This window comes from Paenibacillus taiwanensis DSM 18679, from assembly GCF_000425125.1.
Taxonomy (GTDB): domain Bacteria; phylum Bacillota; class Bacilli; order Paenibacillales; family Paenibacillaceae; genus Paenibacillus_B; species Paenibacillus_B taiwanensis.
In genome coordinates this window covers 77,132-94,906 of the sequence record NZ_KE384309.1, presented here as the reverse complement: position 1 = coordinate 94,906, position 17,775 = coordinate 77,132, and the positions used below count along the sequence as shown (strand labels likewise).

Sequence of the window (17,775 nt, the reverse complement as noted above, 5' to 3'; positions counted from 1 at the left end):
GGACGGACATTAGTTATGAAGCAGACTCCAGCCGTAAGCAGGTAAGCTAATGATAAGCTGATCGTTTTCTTGTTTGAATGCTCCATTCCCCAGCAGCATACATAACTCAGATGCTATTTTCAGCCCCGCAACCGTAAAGGTGATTGCTTCCTCGCTATTGTTAAAACAAATGAACACCTGCTCATGGTCGTGTTTTCTTTCTACAACCAACTGCTGCTTTTTCGCATATATGATTCGGTAAGCACCTGCTTGTAATGCTCGCTTCGAAGTTCGCATAGTAATAAGCTGTTGATAAAATGAATATAAGCTGCGATTCTGCTGCGAAACATCCCATATCATCGGCTTGCGGCAATCCGGGTCTTCCCCTCCCGTCATCCCAATCTCATCACCATAATAAATGCATGGCGCCCCCAGGAAGCTGAATTGGAACAACACAGCAAGCTTCATCTTCCTCTCATCCTGCGTCACCGTCAGCAGGCGCGGCGTGTCGTGACTGCCTAATATCGTAAATGTTGCCTCGTTTACTTGCTGAGGATAGTCAGCCAATAGCTTATTTACTTGAGAAGCAAACTGCTCCGCATTGATCAAGTTCTTTGCATAAAAGTCAAGAATCGCTTCCGTCACTGGATAGTTCATCACCGCATCAAATTGGTCACCTTGCAACCAAGGCATCGCATCGTGCCAAATTTCCCCAAGAATATAAAAGTCCGGCTTTAGGGACTTGCATGCTTTACGAAATTCCCGCCAAAATTCATGATCCACCTCATTGGCAACATCCAATCGCCAGCCGTCAATATCACATTCACGAATCCAATATTGAGCAACATCCAGCAAATATTGCCTCACTTCTGTATGAACTGTATTTAGCTTCGGCATATGTGATTCAAAGGCAAAGCAATGATAGGAAGGCCGTGGTGCACATGTCAGCGGAAACGATTGGATATGAAACCAATCCCGATAGCGTGATCTCTCTCCATGCACAAGCACATCCTGAAAAGGGGCGAACCAATAGCCGCAATGATTAAATACGGCATCCAACATGACTCGAATGCCACGATCATGGCATGCCTTTACTACACTTTTTAACAATTCGGTATTGCCAAACTGCGGATCTACCTTCATATAATCAGTCGTATCATATTTATGGTTTGTCTTCGCTGCAAACAAAGGCGTAAAATAAATCGCATTGATACCCAACTCACTCATGTAGTCGAGTCGCTCCAGCACCCCTTGCAAATCGCCGCCATAAAAATCATGTGGACCGGGTGAAGATGCTTCCCAAGGTCGAACCGACTCAGGATCATTTGACGGGTCACCATTCGCAAATCGATCCGGGAAAATTTGATAAAACACCGCATCCTTTACCCAAGCAGGTGGCTGAAGCACCTCATTTGCCCAAAGAAACGGGAAATCAAAAAAAGTTAGCGGATTGTGCGGCTTGTCCTTCACAAAGCCTTTTTCTGTATACCAGATCGATTGCTCATTATCTGTTAGCTGGAATGCATACCGCAGCCGCAAATGTAATGGCGCAACTTCTGCTTGCCAATAATCAAACCACTCGTCACTTGCCAGCTTATAAAGTTCGGTTACGGATGCCGTATGGTCCCAGTCGTACTTATCACCATAAAGCACGCTAACCGTATGCAAGTCGTTCTTCTTGGCCCGCAGTCGGATATGAATCGTATGTTCGTCATAAGAGTAACAATAGGACTGTCCCGGTCGATGATAAATCGCTTCGAGTAACATGATCTAACCTGCTCCCTTCCTGAATGGAGATGACTACACAAGTCTAATTCGTGTTATACCTAAGTAAATAGTTCGGTAAGCTTCGCCTCGAAATGACTTAGCCTTTATCCGCACCCGCCGTCATGCCGTGGATCAAATATTTTTGAAAATACATATACAAAATGGTGATCGGCAGTGCCACAAGCACCGCACCAGCGGCAAACGTTGTAAAGCTGGAATTGGTTTCTGTTGCGACCATATTGTACAACCCTTGTGCCAACGTCATTTTATCGGACGATCTCAGCACAATTTGAGGTAGGATAAAGTCCATAAACGGCGTTATAAAGCTGTTTAAAGCTACAAAAGTAATCGCCGGCAGCGACAAGGGCAAAATAATTTTAAACAGCGTGACCATATGACTCGCGCCGTCAATGTACGCCGCCTCTTCCAAACTTTTCGGAATCGTATCGAAATGACCTTTCATCACCCATGTGCCCATCGAGATTGAACCGCCAGCGTAGATGAGAATGAGACCCAAATGCGTGTCTAGCAGCTTCGTTTGCAGCAGCAGGACAAAGATAGCCATAATCGATAAAAAGCCAGGAAACATTTGCAAAATAAGCAGCGCCATTAAACCTTGCTGTCTACCTTTAAAGCGAAAACGGGAGAAAGCATAAGCTGTAGCTGCCACTAGTCCTGTAGATATAACCGCATTTGCAAGTGCAATTGTGACTGTATTTCGGAACCACAATACAAAATCAGTATTTCGAATAAGCTCCACATAATGCTCTAGCGTCGGCTGCTTCGGAAACATACTGCTTACCATTAACGTATTTCCTGGATGAAGAGAGGTACCGATCACCCAAATTAGCGGATACATTGTCGTTAACAGCAGCACAGCAAACACAGCATATATGCCAATGACGACCAAATTGTTCAGCAATTTTGACATTTAGATTCTATCCTCTTCTCGTGTAGTCTTCATCCTTCTGTAGTTCCATAGAGAAAAGACGGCAATAAAGACAAACATGATAATCGATACAGCAGAAGCCATGTTAAATTGGCTTTGATTTAGCGTCATTTTAAAAATCCACGAGATCAAAATATCGGTACTGCCTGCGTAATAGTAATCAGGATGATTCGGGCTGCCATCCGTCAGCATATAAATCAAGTTAAAATTGTTAAAGTTAAATGCAAACTGCATAATTAAAATGGGTGCGGTGGCTGCCAGCACAAGCGGCAGCGTAAGTTTCCTAAACCGCTGTGTTCCGGTGGCACCATCCACGGCGGCTGCCTCATACAAGTCACGCGGCAGTGTCGTTAACACGCCGGACATTAACGCCATCAAAAACGGCGTCGAGAACCACAAGTTAACGATTAGTATCGTAACTTTGGCCATTGTCGGGTCCGAAAGCCACGGCACAGGCGACATCCCCAGCTTAACCAGCATGTCATTCACGGGACCAAAAGAACCGTTCAACAGCACACGAAATACGAGTATCGATATAAATTGCGGAACGGCCCACGGCAAAATAAACATTGTTCGCCAAAACTTTTTGAACTTCACTTTAGGGTGATTCACCATTAATGCCAACACAAGACCGCTAAAAAAAACGGTCAACGTGGACGCTACCGCCCAGATGATATTCCAGACGGATATTCCAAAAAAGGTCGTCCGCCACGACTCCTGCGCAAACAAATCGTAAAAGGTTCTCAGCCCCGTCCAGTCCACCAGGTTGCGATCTGGAATGTGATGCGGTGCCGAGTAGTTTGTAAAAGCAATTAATACATTAAACACTAGCGGCAACACCGTCACAAACAGAACAAAAAATAGAGCGGGCAGCAGCAGCAAATACGGGAAGTGTCTGAACTTAGCCTGCCTTAGCGATATTAGAAATCCAGGGACTGGCTTACCTTTGTCTCTTAGCTCGCCATTCTTCTTGGCATCGTATATATTCAGCGCATAGAAACCTGCAAATAACAGCACCAAGACGATCATTATGATGCCTTGGATGAGCATGAAGATGGAATGGTCCCCTTTAATGACATTTCCAGCAACAATCTTTGTTGGCACATCGCCTAATGTAATGAGCCCTTGTATCCCTTTATAAACGATCGGATAATAGTTCCAAAAGAACAACTGGGTTGCTATCATAAATAGCAAGCCCTTACTATATTGCTTATTGTATAACTGACCCAAACCTATAAATACCGTCGAGAAAATAGCAGCTGTGGTCCGATGCCGACGAGCATCTGTTGTTGCCATCATACGGAAGACCGCCTTCGTCGATTTTTGAAATTCCCCGTTCATGTAACCGATTATTTCTTCGAATGCATCGCTGTCTTGATTTGAGCTGCTGCCTTATCCAGCACTACACTTGGCTCCTGATTGTCGTTCCAGATTGCAGCCAGTGCAGCGCCTGCCGGAACCCATACGGTTCCCATTTCAGGAATGGAAGGCATTGGCGTAGAGTGCTTTGCTTGCTCCAAAAATGCCATAATATTAGCGTCCTGCGCAATTGTAGGCTCGGCCATTAAATCTTTTCTAGCCGGCAGCTGTCTTGTCATTTCAAATCGCTGCTTGCCCTTGTCCTGTGAAGTGACATAACGCGCAAACAGCTTGGCTGCTGCCGGATATTCGGTATACGAGTTGACATATAAAGCCCGAATACCTGACATACTTTTCGGGTGCTCGCCATTTGGCAAGAGCGGCAATGGTGCCACGGCATAATCGACACCTGCACTCGTCAACTCATTCATTAGCCAAGGGCCGTTAATGATGGCTGCCGTACTGCCTTCTACGAAAAATCCGGTAATAATATTGTCGTTGATATCGTTAACGTTAATAGGCAAAATGGGCTTTAATGATTGTAAATATTTTGCTCCTGCAATCGATTCAGCACTATTCAGCCCCATGTCCGCTGCATTCGTTCCGCCATCGCCGAACACATAACCGCCATAACCCGCCAGGAAAGAATAGGATTGATACAACTGCCCTACATTCCACATGAAGGCGTACTTTTTCTTCGGAGGATCATTATACGTTTTGGCAAATTGGATCAGTTCCTCATAAGTCGCAGGGGCTTTCGGCAGCAGCTTTTTATTGTAGTACAACGCATAGGTGTCAATTGCAGTCGGATAACCGTACAGCACCCCTTCATAACTAACCCCTTCCAGCGCCGAAGTCATAAATTGCTGCTTTGCCTGATCGTCTAACACATCATTTTGCAGGACTAGCCCTGCCATAACTGCATTGCCTAAATGATCATGCGGCGCTGCAAAAACATCTGCGCCGATCCCAGCAGGCCCATCCGTTGTCAGCTTTGTTACGGCATCAATTGCGGGTACGGCTTCCACCTTCACCTTTACGCCATATTTTTGTTCAAAGTCTGCTGCGACCGCTTTCATAAAATCCAACTCAGGTCCTTTAGATTCCCATACAAGCAGTTCCGCTCCCGCTTCTGGCTGTAACTTGGCTTGCAACTCTGGCGGCTGTTCCGTTTGCACTTCATTTTGCGCAGCAGGTGGACCCGATTGCTGTGCTCCACATGCTGTAAGCAACATACAACTAGCTAACACCATCCACATGGCCATCATAAAACGCTTTGACATCACTTATCCCTCCAGTCTGATTTTAACTACAATCAAGTTAACTTAAACGTTTAAGTAATTTCATTAATATGATAACGCCTTTAAATCGAGTCGTCAATAACATAAAAAAACAGGCATTCTCTCAGTTGTAGAGAGAATGCCTGTCTGTTTCATTTGTTATTATTCCATTCTAGCCTCTAGCACCCGTGTTCTGGATGCGCATAATGGGCCGCAGCACTTTTTGCACAATCCGAGGATAGCTGCCAAGCTCGTCCTTGCGGACGACACGAAACACAACTAGACCTACAATAAATACAACCAACACGACTAGACCTACAAATCCTGCTGTAAACATAAAACCTATCTTGTGGCCCGCATGAGGTACAACCGCTAGCGGTTCTCCATATTTAACAGATTGGGCTGTAATACCTACAAGCTGCTCGCCAAGACGCTCCGTCAAATAACCGAGGCCGCCTGCAAGCAAAGTAGCCAATATAAAGCCAGGCCAACGCTTGCCCATAACGTCAAATTTGACGACTTTCTTCATCACACGCAAGTTGAGGTACGTAATAATTAAGAACGTAATCATCGTAGCCATAATAATACCGTATACACCGATAAATTGTGCGAGTACAAAGCTAAAAATAAGCTTAAGGATAATGCCCAACGTCACACTAATCATCGCAATATAAGGCTTGCCCAGTCCGATTAGAATTGAGCTTGATGTCATCATCGTGATCTGTAATATCGTGCCCAGCGTCAGCATGGCAATAATACCAGCACCATCTAGTGAACTAAACAACAGACCATTGATGGAAAAGGCACCAACGCCAAGCGCCAATACGATCGGCATGCCGCTTAAGACGGAAATCCGCATCGCAAGTGAAATCTGGCGTTGCAAGTGGAGCATGTCCCGCTTCGCATAAGCAGCGGAAATGACCGGAATTATCGATGTGCTGAGCGCGATCGCCAAAATTGGCGGAATGCCTGCAATCGATTGGGCACGCTGGCCTAATATGCCATAGATATGCGTCGCGGTAGCTTCGCCTACGTCCGAAGACAAGAGCGGCACTGTAATGGACGAATCAATAAAGTTGACCAATGGCACCGCAAGTGAAGCCAGTACAATAGGAATCGATAACGCAAAGATCGATGCAAAGATCGCTTTCAACGAGACAGGTGGCGTATTAGATCTACGAGCTCGCACGCCTGCTTCACGATCCAAACGGCGCAGCTTACGTAAATAGTAAATCATTACGGCAAAAGCACCGATGCTACCAAGCACACCACCGAAGGAAGCACCAGCAGCTGCCCAAGCTTGAGATGCGCCGTTGTTCACTAAAATTAAAGCAAGCGCAATTGCTGTTGCAACACGTAAAATTTGTTCCACAATTTGGGAAACACCGCTCGCTTGCATCATATTGCGCCCTTGCGTGTATCCACGCATCATCGCCAGCATCGGGAACAGCAACAACGCGGGTGCTAACGCACGAATAGCAAGCGCCGCTTCCGGCTGCTTGATTGCTGTCGCATAAACAGGCGCCAGAAAGAACAGCAGCAGCGTCACAACGACGCCGGATATAAGACCAAACAGCAACGCCGCAGCGTAAACACGCTCGGCCTCACGCACCTGATTAAGGGCGTAACGTTCAGATACCATTTTGCTGAGCGTACTCGGAATACCCGCAGTCGCAATTGCCAAGATCATCAAGTAGACGTTCTGAGATGTGGCAAACGCCGCGTTACCTACCGAACCGAGCATATGCTCAAGCGGTACCCGCTGGAATACGCCCAGCACGCGCGCTACTAAAGTAGCAGCTGCAATGATAAGCGTCCCTTTAATAAAAGACTCCTTTGCCAAAAGCTTCCCTTCTTTCCTCTTCTACCACAAACCACAAATTAAATAATCCAAATTATAAATAACACAATCATAACGACTTGCAGAATGAACTTTGTCACCATGCTCGTAAATAAACCTACGATTGCTCCAACCGCAGCCTTTGTTGAACGTCCGACATCAGCACCAGTAATCAGCTCCCCAATCAAAGCGCCAAGAAACGGACCTAATAGAAGTCCAAATGCCGGAATCACAAACGGGCCAATTATAACACCAATAGTACTGCCGATAACGGATGCCCTTGAGCCTCCGTACCGTTTGACCCCCCAGGCGCTGACTGCGTAATCCGCCACAAACATAACGACAACAATCAACGTCTGGATGGACCAAAACCAGAACCCGAACGGTTCAAATGTAAAAAATAGGCCATACACAAAGAACGCCGCATATATCGCGAGTGCCCCTGGAAGTATAGGGAAGATGGCACCCGCCATCCCGACCGCAAACAAAGCAATAACAAGTATCCATCCCAAAAAGGCCATCATGAATTCCTCCTTAGCTGCTGCCGCTATCCAATTAATGTCGTCATGCGTATAATTAAGTTAATATAAATCGGCGGATTACTTCCGCTACGCCGCTTTCAATATTGGAAGCTACGATGGCATCTGCCGCCTGCTTCACTTCCTCTTGCGCATTCCCCATCGCCACACCAAGTCCTGCATGGCGAATGACGGCAATGTCATTTAAGCTATCTCCGACGGCTATCGTCTGCGAAATGTCCAGACCGAGCAGATCACACACAGTCTGCACGCCTGATGCTTTGTTAATGCCGAGTGGATTAATCTCAATATTGTGTGGTGAAGAGTTGGTTAACTCCAACCCACCTAAAGTGCGTAATTCGTCAAGCAATTGACCACGGATGGTATCATCTTCATTAAAATATCCGAACTTCAGCCAATCCTCCTGCTCCACATTTCCGTTCCAGTTCTCCCTGTTATACAATCGTTCAGTCGAATAAGCCCAGAACCAAGTGTCATACTTCTCAGACAGCTCCAACATCTTCGAGACAGAACTGCGCTGCAACAGATGACGAATGTACAGCTCTTGAGGGTTTTTCCATACCTCACCACCATTTACCGTTACCATCGGTCCTGTTAAACCAAGCTGATCCGCATAAGGCACCGCGTTTTGAATGGCTCTGCCCGTCGATAATATGACCGTTACACCCGCAGCTTGCGCTTCCGCTATCGCTTGGGCGGTATCCTCACTCACTCGCTGGTCCTCGTCTAACAGCGTCCCGTCCATGTCGAGAGCTAACAGTGTATATTTACTCATTGTTGCCTACACTCCCGTCCGGCGTTTATGGCTTGCTCATCCGCACATTCGGCATAATTCGTGGCCATGCGCGCAAGACGGCTACCATACGCCATTTTACATAACGACATTGTATCATAAACGGCACAGGCACAACAAAAATATCTACCTCTTCCTGTAAATAACTTGAGTATGTAGGCCTATATGTAAGAAAGCTGAATCCGATGCATCATAAGATGCCCGAATCCAGCTTGTCTATGGTCTATTCGTTTCTTACGTGCACGTCATATGCTAGTTAAGCACTTGCTGCATGCCTTTTACTTCCTATTTTCCATACTTGTTAAGCTTCTGTTGCGTACCTCCTGCACACTACACGTCAGCTTACTTGGCTGTGAAGAACAGCGAGCTTACGCTGTTTAATTAACCGTGCCAACATACCGTGGCTCGGAGAAAAAATAAAAGCCAATACAAACAACGCACCTGCTACAGTGACCATCATTCCAGCAATAGAAGCATCAAGCCATGCAGCCGAATAATAACCCAGCACTGCGCAAGTAATACCAATCAGCACACTGTATACGATCATCACTGACAACCGCTCTGTCAGCAAGTAAGCCGTAGCAGCAGGTACGATCAGCATACCTACAACTAAAATAGCGCCAACACTTTCAAAGCTCGCCACTGTTGTCATCGAGACAAGACCCATCAAGAGATAGTGGAACAACGCCACTGGAATACCGCATGCAAGTGCCATAGCGGGATCAAACGCGCAAATTTTAAATTGTTTGTAAAAGAGTCCAATTACTACGAAAATAACAGCTACCGTAAATCCAAGTATCCAGACGGCCTTCGGTATGTAGTCAATGCCTAAGACGTCAATCGTATTCCAATGTACATAAGCAATTTCACCAAATAATACGCAATCTAAGTCAAGATCGACTTGACGTGCATTTAAGCTGACAAGCACAACACCAACTGCAAATAGCGCTGTAAATACAACCCCTATTGAAGCATCAGCCTGAACGCCGCTCTGTTGAAATATTTGTATGAGAAAAACGGTAATAAGTCCCACAACCGAAGCACCTAATAGCATCGCAAGCGAATCACGTGAACCGCTGATCATAAAAGCGATCACAATTCCAGGCAAAACGGAGTGGCTGATTGCGTCACCAATTAGTGACATTTTTCGAAGTACAAGGAAGCAGCCAAGTATGCCGCATGAGATGGCGACCAACGCCCCTGTCGCAATAATCCAAAAATCCGTCACAACGAGGCCTCCTTCCGCAAACGAGTGCCACGCTCGCTCATTCGAGAACGTTCTTCCTCTCGAATCGTACGGTTAGTACGTATTCGCCGAATCACTTTAGCACACACACCTCGGCGTGGCGCAAACAGCACCGAGAACACAAACACGGTCGTTGCGGCCAACACACTTAATGGGCCTGTAGGCAGGTTGCTAGTAGTCGTGCTGATCAATGTCCCAATAACCCCGCTGATGGCGCCAAATATACCACTTAAGCTCACCATCAGTCCAAGTCGATCCGTCCAGTATCTCGCCGACACTGCTGGTGTAATCAGCAATGCTGCAACTAACACGACACCAACCGCTTGAATGCCGACAACTACAGCGATAACGGTAAAGAACATTAGCATTTGTTCCAGCAAACCGATCGGAAAGCCCAACCCACGGGCAAAGCCCGGGTCAAAGCTTAACAGCTTAAACTCCTTAAACAAGAAGCTGCAAGCCAAAATAATAACAGCTGATACCCCGATCATCGTGTATACGTCACTCTGAATCATAGAAGCAGCTTGCCCAAACAAAAATTTATCAAGCCCACTCTGATTGCCATATGACGAATGCTGAATTTGTGTTAATAATACAATCCCAATTCCAAAAAAAACGGACAACACGATACCCATCGCCGCATCAGCCTTAATGCGCGAATACCGCGTAATGACAGATATTGAAAACGTTGCAAGGAGTCCCGCGACTAAGGCGCCTAAAAAAAATAACGGTAGCGATTTCACACCAGTAAGCATAAAAGCGATACAAATGCCTGGCAGCGCTGCATGGGCGAGCGTGTCCCCCACCAAGCTTTGCTTGCGCAAATAAGCAAAGCTGCCGATGATGCCGCTCATTAAGCCAAGCAGCATACAGCCGATTAAGATCCATTGTGTATTAGGGTCTGCCAATACAGACCAAGACCATAATAACATCGTCGTCACCTCGCTCCGACGAGGGTAGCCCCGTCTTCTTGGTCAAATACGGCTAATTTGCCACCGTACGTCTCGTGGAGCAGCGATTTCGTAAATACAAGCTCTGTAGGCCCATTAGCTATCAGCTCCACATTCAGCAGCATCACCCAGTCAAAGTACTCTTTCACAGTTGCTAAATCATGATGGACGACAAGAACCGTTTTGCCTTGCGCCTTTAGCTCATTTAACAAGCTAATAATCGCTTTCTCCGTCATCGCATCAACACCAACAAATGGCTCATCCATAAAATATAAATCCGCATTTTGTGCAAGCGCTCTGGCCAGAAACACCCGCTGCTGCTGACCGCCTGACAATTGTGAAATTTGGCGATGCGCATAATCTGCCATACCTACTTTATTCAGGCAGTCCAGCGCTATTTCCCGCTCGTTAGCGCCTGGGCGTTTAAACCAACCCAGATGCCCGTAACGCCCCATCATGACTACGTCCAACGCATTCGTAGGAAAATCCCAGTCGACCGATTCACGCTGCGGCACATAACCGATAAGCTTTCTCATTTCAGCATATGGCTTGCCATAAATTTGAACCTCTCCGCTAACCTTAGGGAGCAATCCTAAAATCGCTTTGATCATGGTAGACTTCCCTGCACCGTTCGGTCCAATAATTCCGATCAGTTTACCTTCTGGCACATCAAAAGTTAAGTTACGAAGCACTGGCTTTTTTTGATAAGCGACAGTTAATCCTGTAACGGTCAAAGGTGATGCATGTCTAGTTTGTTTCATTGTTGCTCCTCCTCTCTACTGCTTGCTTCTATTTATAAATCGGTCAGTCAAACGGGATTATTCTTTTCCGCAGCATGACAGACAATCATTATTGTAAAGCGTTAACAATTACATCAACGTTATGTTTGACCATTCCGATATAAGTACCTTCCGGCGTGCCTGGTGTCCCCATTGCATCCGAAAACAATTCGCCGCCTATGGCAACGTGATGACCTTTCTTCTTTGCCCCTTCGATAACAGCTTCAATAGCTTTCTTTGGCACGCTTGACTCTACAAATACAGCCTTGATCTGGTGATCAACCAAATAATCACGCAGCTCACTTACATCCCTGCTGCCATATTCAGATGCTGTGCTTATGCCTTGAAGCCCCATCACCTTCATCCCATACGCTTTGCCAAAATAATGGAATGCATCATGCGCTGTAACTAATACGCGGCTGCCCTCTGGTATCGTCTTGATCTGTTCCCTAACATATGCGTCCGTTTCTCTTAATTTAGCGAGATACGTATTTGCATTTTGACGGTACTCGTCTGCGTTTGCAGCATCCATTTCCACTAAGGTGTCACGGATAACTTCCGCCGCACTAATCCAGTTGCTCACATCAAACCAGATATGCGGATCATGTGCCTCCGGAGCGGCCGGATCAGCCAACAGCTTCGCTTCGTCCAGCTTTTGTGAGACTGCAACTGTTTTTTTGTTTTTGCTCATCTTTTCTAAAATATCTACCATCTTGCCTTCAAGATGCAATCCGTTATAGAACACGATATCCGCTTCATCCAGCTTCTTAATATCCCCTTGCGATGCTTTATACAAATGCGGATCAACTCCAGAGCCCATCAAACCGGTGACGGCGACGTGATCGCCGCCTATTTGCTCGACAACATCCGCGATCATACCTATCGTAGTTGTGATTGTCAGCTTGCCGCTGCCTTCATTGGCAGTCGTGCCGCTTGAAGTTTGTTGTGAATTTCCACTGCTGCAAGCCGCAATGCCCATTGCCAAACTTAAAAACAGTACAGTCATAACCAAACGCTTAAGCGCTGAATTCCATCTTGTTGACTTTGCTTTCACTTTCATTACACTCTCCCTTTTATAAATTGTATGCAGTTATATATTTTATATAAGAGCAATACTTTTTACCGGTACTTCTTTTGTTTAATATACACAATAATGTTTACCCAGTGCAACTTTTTCGGCAAAAAAAAGTTGTTGACTCCTTGTAAATGTAATGATAATAGGGATACTTTTCATACTACTGTATGTCTTGCCCTGCCAACTGGTACCTTGTCCCTAATATTGCTACGCGCCTAACCCCTTATGTACTCAAATGGAGCTGCCGCTCAAGTAGGAAAACTTCAACACGACTACTCAAGCAGCAGCCCCTTGCTCTATAAAGATACCGTTTTAATCTTCTGTTATTTACGCTGCATTATTGCCCGTATACTTCCAACTCATAAATACGTGCAGCTGTATCACTCGTCTGTGTTGCCTTAGTGACCACCAACTTCGCATAGCGGGCATTGGTTGCACTAATCGTGTGGCTTGTTTCTCCTTGCGTATTGCCCGTTACGCTCACCACTTCTGTCCAATTAACGCCGTCTGCACTTAACTGAAGCTTAAAGTCACGAGTATTAAAACTTGCAGACTCCAAGCCAGCCGCAGCATGTTTAACGACAAACTTCGTGATGGCATAAGAAGAACCCAAGTCAACACTTAACCAATGGTTGCCGCTGCCAGTGGCGCACCATTTACTATTGTTTGCCACCGTGCCATCAACTGCTTTGGCAGGAGTTTCTCCGCTTACAAACGTATCCGCGGTTGCGGTACGATTTAAGGCCACATTTGTTATACCTGGCTGCACATTTGACCATATGAAGCTAACTTGCGCTGCCGCTCCGCGCTGCCCATCTTTGCCGAGCGCAATGACTTCGAGTGTAGTCTGTTGTTCATTGCCGATGCGGAACATAGGTGGAATGTAGAAAACACGGTTAGGTGTCGCATTTACGAACTCCTTTGAGCCGTCAGGCTTTATACGGTAAATTTCATACACCTGAACGCCCCCTGAAAGGGAGTCCCACTTCAAACGAACATCGGTTGACGCGCCGCTCAAACCAAGCTCTGTAACCGTCAGATTAGATACCGCCGGCAATGGAGGCTGCGGACTGCCGTTACGTACAGACAACTCCCCAATGTATGCAGTAAAGTTAGGAATTGCTATGCTGCTTTCGAATTTCAGACCGATTTCTGTAATCGTACGACCTGCGTATGCAGATAGCGGCAAAGATGAGGTTGTCCAGTTTGACGCATTTGTGCTTTGTAAGGACACGTATTCTGTTTGAGACGGTTGATCTGCAAATACAAGTGCCGCCTTGATCTGTGCTCCAGCGATTGGCGTCTTATAGGTTACAGATAATACCGTATTGGCGTCAACTGGCAGCGCTGTCCGATACAATCGTACATGAGTGGCGTTTTGTGCGGTCAAATTACCGCTTACTTTGAGGGAACTACCGCCGTAGTAAGCTTGCTCCCAATCCAAGCTAGGCGTTAACGCTGCACCTTCGCTCTGCGTAATCCAGCGCCATGTTGGCAGTATATCTTGCAAGCTGCGATTGTTCCATTCCTTCGTCCGCATGACGTTGCCATTAATCGCAAACATTTTGCCATGACCTGTGTTAAAGTTGGTTGTAAACGGTAACGTGCTTATAGAGGATTTATCAGCAAAGTAATGGGCCATGCCTGGCCAGCCCGAAGCATTCGTTTGACTTGGGTTTCCATTTGCCCCAACCCAGAACTGGCTAGATTTCGTGTAAAACTGGCTCATAGAAGTGGCACTGCGGTAAGCCCAATCCGGCCGATAGATGCCGAGGGATGTACGTGCTTGTTGCCCTTGTGGGAAGATGGCCGACCAGTTTACGTAACTGCCGGTTCCATTGGCCTCTACATCAATGCCTGCGTAAGCATCATAGGGGCTGCGGCCAAGACTGGAGGCTTTACTAGCTGAGCTTTGCAGTCCAGAGGCGGACCAGTTAAAGTTGATAAACATCGAGTCAGATATTTTGCTGCTGCCACTTTGCAAAAACATTTCATTTTGGGCGTTCAGCGCATTTTGCCAGCTAATACCGCCACCTTTTGTCATGGAGTCGTACCAGACTACTTGCATGTTTGGCTTTTTGTGATCTTGCATATATTTGAGGAACTGCTGCATTTTAGTTGCATCCGCAGCATTGCCGCCAGCTGTCTCCTGATTAATAAACCAGCCGTCAAAGCCAAAGTAATCCGCTGCTTCAATCAGTTTGTCTGCTACTGGAAACGAACCATCCGGGCGCTGTTGCAGCGTCTGCTGCACCCATTGATAAGTACCACCGTAGGCAGTTGGCGGGAAAAATACCGTGCCCACGATCGGGACTCCATTTTTGTGCGCGGCATCAATAATGTCAGCACTTGGTGGCACGATAATCCCTTCTCCTGAAGATCCACCCCAAAGCACCATCGTATCTACATACTGCCAGAAGCTGAACGCATCAACGCTGTCCTGATCCGATCCTTGAGAAGGCACATTACTCGTATGCGGATTCATAGCAGCAAGCCCCATCAGCTTAGGCTGGGTACTTGCGTTGCCGTTAACCTTTTCACCAGTGAAACGTTCAGCCAGACGAATCGTCCCTTTGTTAAACTCCGCGTCTTTGTCCGCTGCCGGACTCCATTTCAGCAGTTGGTCTGGAAACCAATAAGAGGTATATGGCTGCTGTGCATGGGCTGCGCCAGCCGATAATACGAATACCATCATGCTCCAGCCAAGAATGGCCGCCCATCTTGCTCTTCTTTGTTTCTGCTTCATCCTAGCACCTCATTTTGTTCAGTTATGTATCGTCTCATACCGCGCGCTGGCCCTGAGACGTACCCCTTCATTTTAAGCAAATAGTAAACGCTTTCATAATGGACAAACTATATATTTGTTGTACAAATTAAATATAACACCGTATATTTTCACCTAAATATTACTAATATTTATATACTGGAGAGTGCAAAAATACTAGATAACAGTGAATAACAAACTATTATCACAAATTTGCATATAAACCTAATGAAGTCAACATTTTTCCCTTTAATGCTGTTTACTAGGCCTTTCAACAAACAAGCGGCTGCCCTCATCTGAGAACAGCCGCTTTATTCTTATTCCGTTGTAGCTGGTGGTGTCGCTTTGCGCGGCGTGCCTGTAAGCCCTACAGCTTCATCGTAAGCATCAAAGATGGCACGTGCAATTGGTGCCGCACTATAGGAGCCATAGCCCCCCTCCGGTACGACAACCGCAACAGCCAAAGTTGGATTCTCAGCTGGTGCATAAGCGATAAACACCCCGTTTTCAATCGTTCTGCCCCCAACATCTTGCTGTGACGTACCTGTCTTACGATAGAATTTATAAGGGAATCCATCAAAGCCGTGAACGTTAACGCGACTCATCCCAAGCTCTACTATATCCCAATACGAGTCATTAAACTTAACTTCATTTAACACTTCCGGCTTGAACTGTTTGACGATCTTACCGTCCCCATCCGTAATCTTGCTGACAAACTGCGGCTTCATGCGCTTGCCATGTGAAGCTAAAGTTGCCGCATATTGTGCAAGCTGTAATGTCGTATATTTACCTTGCTGGCCAAAAGAGGAGTATACGAGTGCAGACTGTGAATTGTTTCTTTCCGCTTCTGAAAGATAGTCCTTCAAACCGGCAAATTCACCAGGAAGCCCGCTCCCTGTCTTCACACCAAGTCCAAACATCTCCATGTACTTGTCCCACACCTCAAGGCCGTTCATGTCAGTCCGAGAGTACAATCGCTTGCCGATCATTTCAACCATAAAAGCATTGGACGATACGCGCAAAGCTTCTGCTGCATCGATATAACCGAATGACTTCCGGCTAGAGTTCCATACCTTGGTCTCGTAGCCTTTACGTCCAAATTCAGCGTATCCTCCATCAAAATAATTATCATATAAGCCAAACAGCTTCTCTTGCAAGCCGATCAGTACCGATAGCGGCTTCATAGTTGAACCTAGGTAAACGATGGAGTTGGGGTGCTTCTTAATTTCCTCGTCATCGTAAGGACCGTATGCGGCCTTTATCGTACCGTTGTTCATATTAAACTTATACTTTTCGTAATCTTCAGGGCTAATAGAGCCGTTTTTCCACACGTTTGTATTATAATCAGGCATGCTTGCCATCGTAACGACGTTGCCAGTCTTAACTTCCATTGCTACCGCATAACCTGTGCGCGCATTAGGAGCACTCTCAAGGGAGTCAGAAGAATTGCGCACTTTCTCTAGCGTCTTCATAATCGATTCTTCTGTCTTCATCTGAATGTCCTTATGAATCGTCAGATGCAGATCGTTCCCGCGCTCTGGCTTCGTTAACTCCATCTGACCGATAATACGACCAGCAACGTTAACAGGGAACCTCTTCAAGCCGTTCTTTCCACGCAATTCCTCTTGATACATCAATTCAATACCGTCTACGCCAACATCCTCATAATCAAGGTATCTTAACTCATCTGGCAACGTATCTTTATTTTTCTGAATATTTTTGTAGTAATCATATGATTCACGCACACCTTTAAACTTCTTCAAATACCCAATTGTCTGTACAGCAACGGTATCCTCATCATAGTTCCGTACACTGTCCTCAACAATATCGAGTCCTTTGTACTCAGGCTTGTGCTCCAAAAAATAAGCAATTTCCTTAGGGGTTAATCCCGTCTTGATTAAACGTGGCACAAACACATAATTCAGCTTGCCTGTTAAGTCCATACGCTTTAGAATCTCTTCAGCGGTCAGTGGTTTCTCCTTAGAGGTATCTCCGTATTCCTTAAATACATCAGCAAGTGTATGGGCAAGCTGCTTCGCATCTGCCATATTCTCTTCCTTCGTGTAATTCTTGTCCACGTTAAAATAAAGAGACTGCGTCGAAGTCGAATAAGCCAATCGCTTTTGGCCAGCATCATAAATAGTTCCCCGCAGCGGAGGAATAGCGGTTGTCTTATAACCTAATCTTGTTTCTTTCTCCTTTAAACTAGGTCCCTCTACAAATTGTAATATAGCAAGGCGCACTATAAGCACCGTAAAGACAGCAAAAGTAACAAAGAAAAAAGTATTTAGTCGAAATGAAAAGTGGCGGCGGTTTAATAGTTCGCGCTTGTGTGGTTCGTCCGAATGTGGATGACTCAAAGCACCATCATCCTTCCTGCGTAGTATGTTCGTTGAGTAATGTTCATTATGTTAGTTTATCACATAAGAACGGCTCGCTCAAAGACTAAACAGCG

At 46.0% G+C, this 17,775-nt stretch carries 13 protein-coding genes; all 13 read right to left on the bottom strand.

The features are described 5' to 3' along the window. Positions 1-9: 9 nt before the first annotated feature. The gene (locus H509_RS0121405; RefSeq protein ID WP_028546869.1) at positions 10-1,746 is read right to left on the bottom strand and encodes an alpha-glycosidase; all 1,737 of its coding nucleotides are present in this window, start codon (positions 1,744-1,746) and stop codon (positions 10-12) included. Positions 1,747-1,843: 97 nt separating this feature from the next. Continuing rightward, positions 1,844-2,677: a sugar ABC transporter permease gene (locus tag H509_RS0121400; RefSeq protein ID WP_028546868.1), complete on the bottom strand. Its 834-nt coding sequence runs from the start codon at positions 2,675-2,677 to the stop codon at positions 1,844-1,846. After that, positions 2,678-3,994: a sugar ABC transporter permease gene (locus H509_RS0121395; RefSeq protein WP_028546867.1), complete on the bottom strand. Its 1,317-nt coding sequence runs from the start codon at positions 3,992-3,994 to the stop codon at positions 2,678-2,680. It abuts the gene before it with no gap. Between the two features lie 50 nt (positions 3,995-4,044). After that, positions 4,045-5,337, bottom strand: coding sequence for a sugar ABC transporter substrate-binding protein (locus H509_RS0121390; RefSeq protein ID WP_028546866.1), 1,293 nt, complete (start codon positions 5,335-5,337; stop codon positions 4,045-4,047). A gap of 169 nt (positions 5,338-5,506) precedes the next feature. Beyond that, on the bottom strand, positions 5,507-7,177 hold the full coding sequence (locus tag H509_RS0121385) for a putative polysaccharide biosynthesis protein (RefSeq protein WP_028546865.1): 1,671 nt from the start codon (positions 7,175-7,177) through the stop codon (positions 5,507-5,509). A 38-nt stretch (positions 7,178-7,215) separates the two neighbouring features. Further along, entirely contained in the window at positions 7,216-7,695 is a 480-nt protein-coding gene (locus H509_RS0121380) for a DUF456 domain-containing protein (protein WP_028546864.1), read from the bottom strand. Between the two features lie 55 nt (positions 7,696-7,750). Next, positions 7,751-8,488 carry a Cof-type HAD-IIB family hydrolase gene (locus H509_RS0121375; protein WP_028546863.1) on the bottom strand — a complete coding sequence of 246 codons (738 nt, stop codon included), beginning with the start codon at positions 8,486-8,488 and terminating at the stop codon, positions 7,751-7,753. A gap of 355 nt (positions 8,489-8,843) precedes the next feature. Then, a complete protein-coding gene (locus tag H509_RS0121370) occupies positions 8,844-9,734 on the bottom strand; it encodes a metal ABC transporter permease (RefSeq protein ID WP_028546862.1) in 891 nt (296 codons plus the stop codon). After that, positions 9,731-10,684 carry a metal ABC transporter permease gene (locus H509_RS26235; RefSeq protein WP_036698522.1) on the bottom strand — a complete coding sequence of 318 codons (954 nt, stop codon included), beginning with the start codon at positions 10,682-10,684 and terminating at the stop codon, positions 9,731-9,733. Before H509_RS26235 ends, H509_RS0121370 begins: the two co-directional genes overlap by 4 nt. A 5-nt stretch (positions 10,685-10,689) precedes the next feature. Next, a complete protein-coding gene (locus H509_RS0121360; RefSeq protein ID WP_028546861.1) occupies positions 10,690-11,463 on the bottom strand; it encodes a metal ABC transporter ATP-binding protein in 774 nt (257 codons plus the stop codon). A gap of 88 nt (positions 11,464-11,551) precedes the next feature. Then, the gene (locus H509_RS0121355) at positions 11,552-12,541 is read right to left on the bottom strand and encodes a metal ABC transporter solute-binding protein, Zn/Mn family (protein WP_028546860.1); all 990 of its coding nucleotides are present in this window, start codon (positions 12,539-12,541) and stop codon (positions 11,552-11,554) included. Positions 12,542-12,893: 352 nt separating this feature from the next. Then, positions 12,894-15,302: an endo-beta-N-acetylglucosaminidase gene (locus H509_RS0121350; protein WP_028546859.1), complete on the bottom strand. Its 2,409-nt coding sequence runs from the start codon at positions 15,300-15,302 to the stop codon at positions 12,894-12,896. A gap of 335 nt (positions 15,303-15,637) precedes the next feature. Continuing rightward, positions 15,638-17,680: a peptidoglycan D,D-transpeptidase FtsI family protein gene (locus H509_RS0121345; protein WP_028546858.1), complete on the bottom strand. Its 2,043-nt coding sequence runs from the start codon at positions 17,678-17,680 to the stop codon at positions 15,638-15,640. Positions 17,681-17,775: the final 95 nt, after the last annotated feature.

What these genes read in the sequence shown, in the direction of transcription:
- H509_RS0121405 (WP_028546869.1), bottom strand. Translation starts at nt 1,746, where the DNA reads ATGTTACTCGAAGCGATTTATCATCGACCGGGACAGTCCTATTGTTAC.
- H509_RS0121400 (WP_028546868.1), bottom strand. Translation starts at nt 2,677, where the DNA reads ATGTCAAAATTGCTGAACAATTTGGTCGTCATTGGCATATATGCTGTG.
- H509_RS0121395 (WP_028546867.1), bottom strand. Translation starts at nt 3,994, where the DNA reads ATGATGGCAACAACAGATGCTCGTCGGCATCGGACCACAGCTGCTATT.
- H509_RS0121390 (WP_028546866.1), bottom strand. Translation starts at nt 5,337, where the DNA reads ATGTCAAAGCGTTTTATGATGGCCATGTGGATGGTGTTAGCTAGTTGT.
- H509_RS0121380 (WP_028546864.1), bottom strand. Translation starts at nt 7,695, where the DNA reads ATGGCCTTTTTGGGATGGATACTTGTTATTGCTTTGTTTGCGGTCGGG.
- H509_RS0121375 (WP_028546863.1), bottom strand. Translation starts at nt 8,488, where the DNA reads ATGAGTAAATATACACTGTTAGCTCTCGACATGGACGGGACGCTGTTA.
- H509_RS26235 (WP_036698522.1), bottom strand. Translation starts at nt 10,684, where the DNA reads ATGTTATTATGGTCTTGGTCTGTATTGGCAGACCCTAATACACAATGG.
- H509_RS0121360 (WP_028546861.1), bottom strand. Translation starts at nt 11,463, where the DNA reads ATGAAACAAACTAGACATGCATCACCTTTGACCGTTACAGGATTAACT.
- H509_RS0121355 (WP_028546860.1), bottom strand. Translation starts at nt 12,541, where the DNA reads ATGAAAGTGAAAGCAAAGTCAACAAGATGGAATTCAGCGCTTAAGCGT.
- H509_RS0121350 (WP_028546859.1), bottom strand. Translation starts at nt 15,302, where the DNA reads ATGAAGCAGAAACAAAGAAGAGCAAGATGGGCGGCCATTCTTGGCTGG.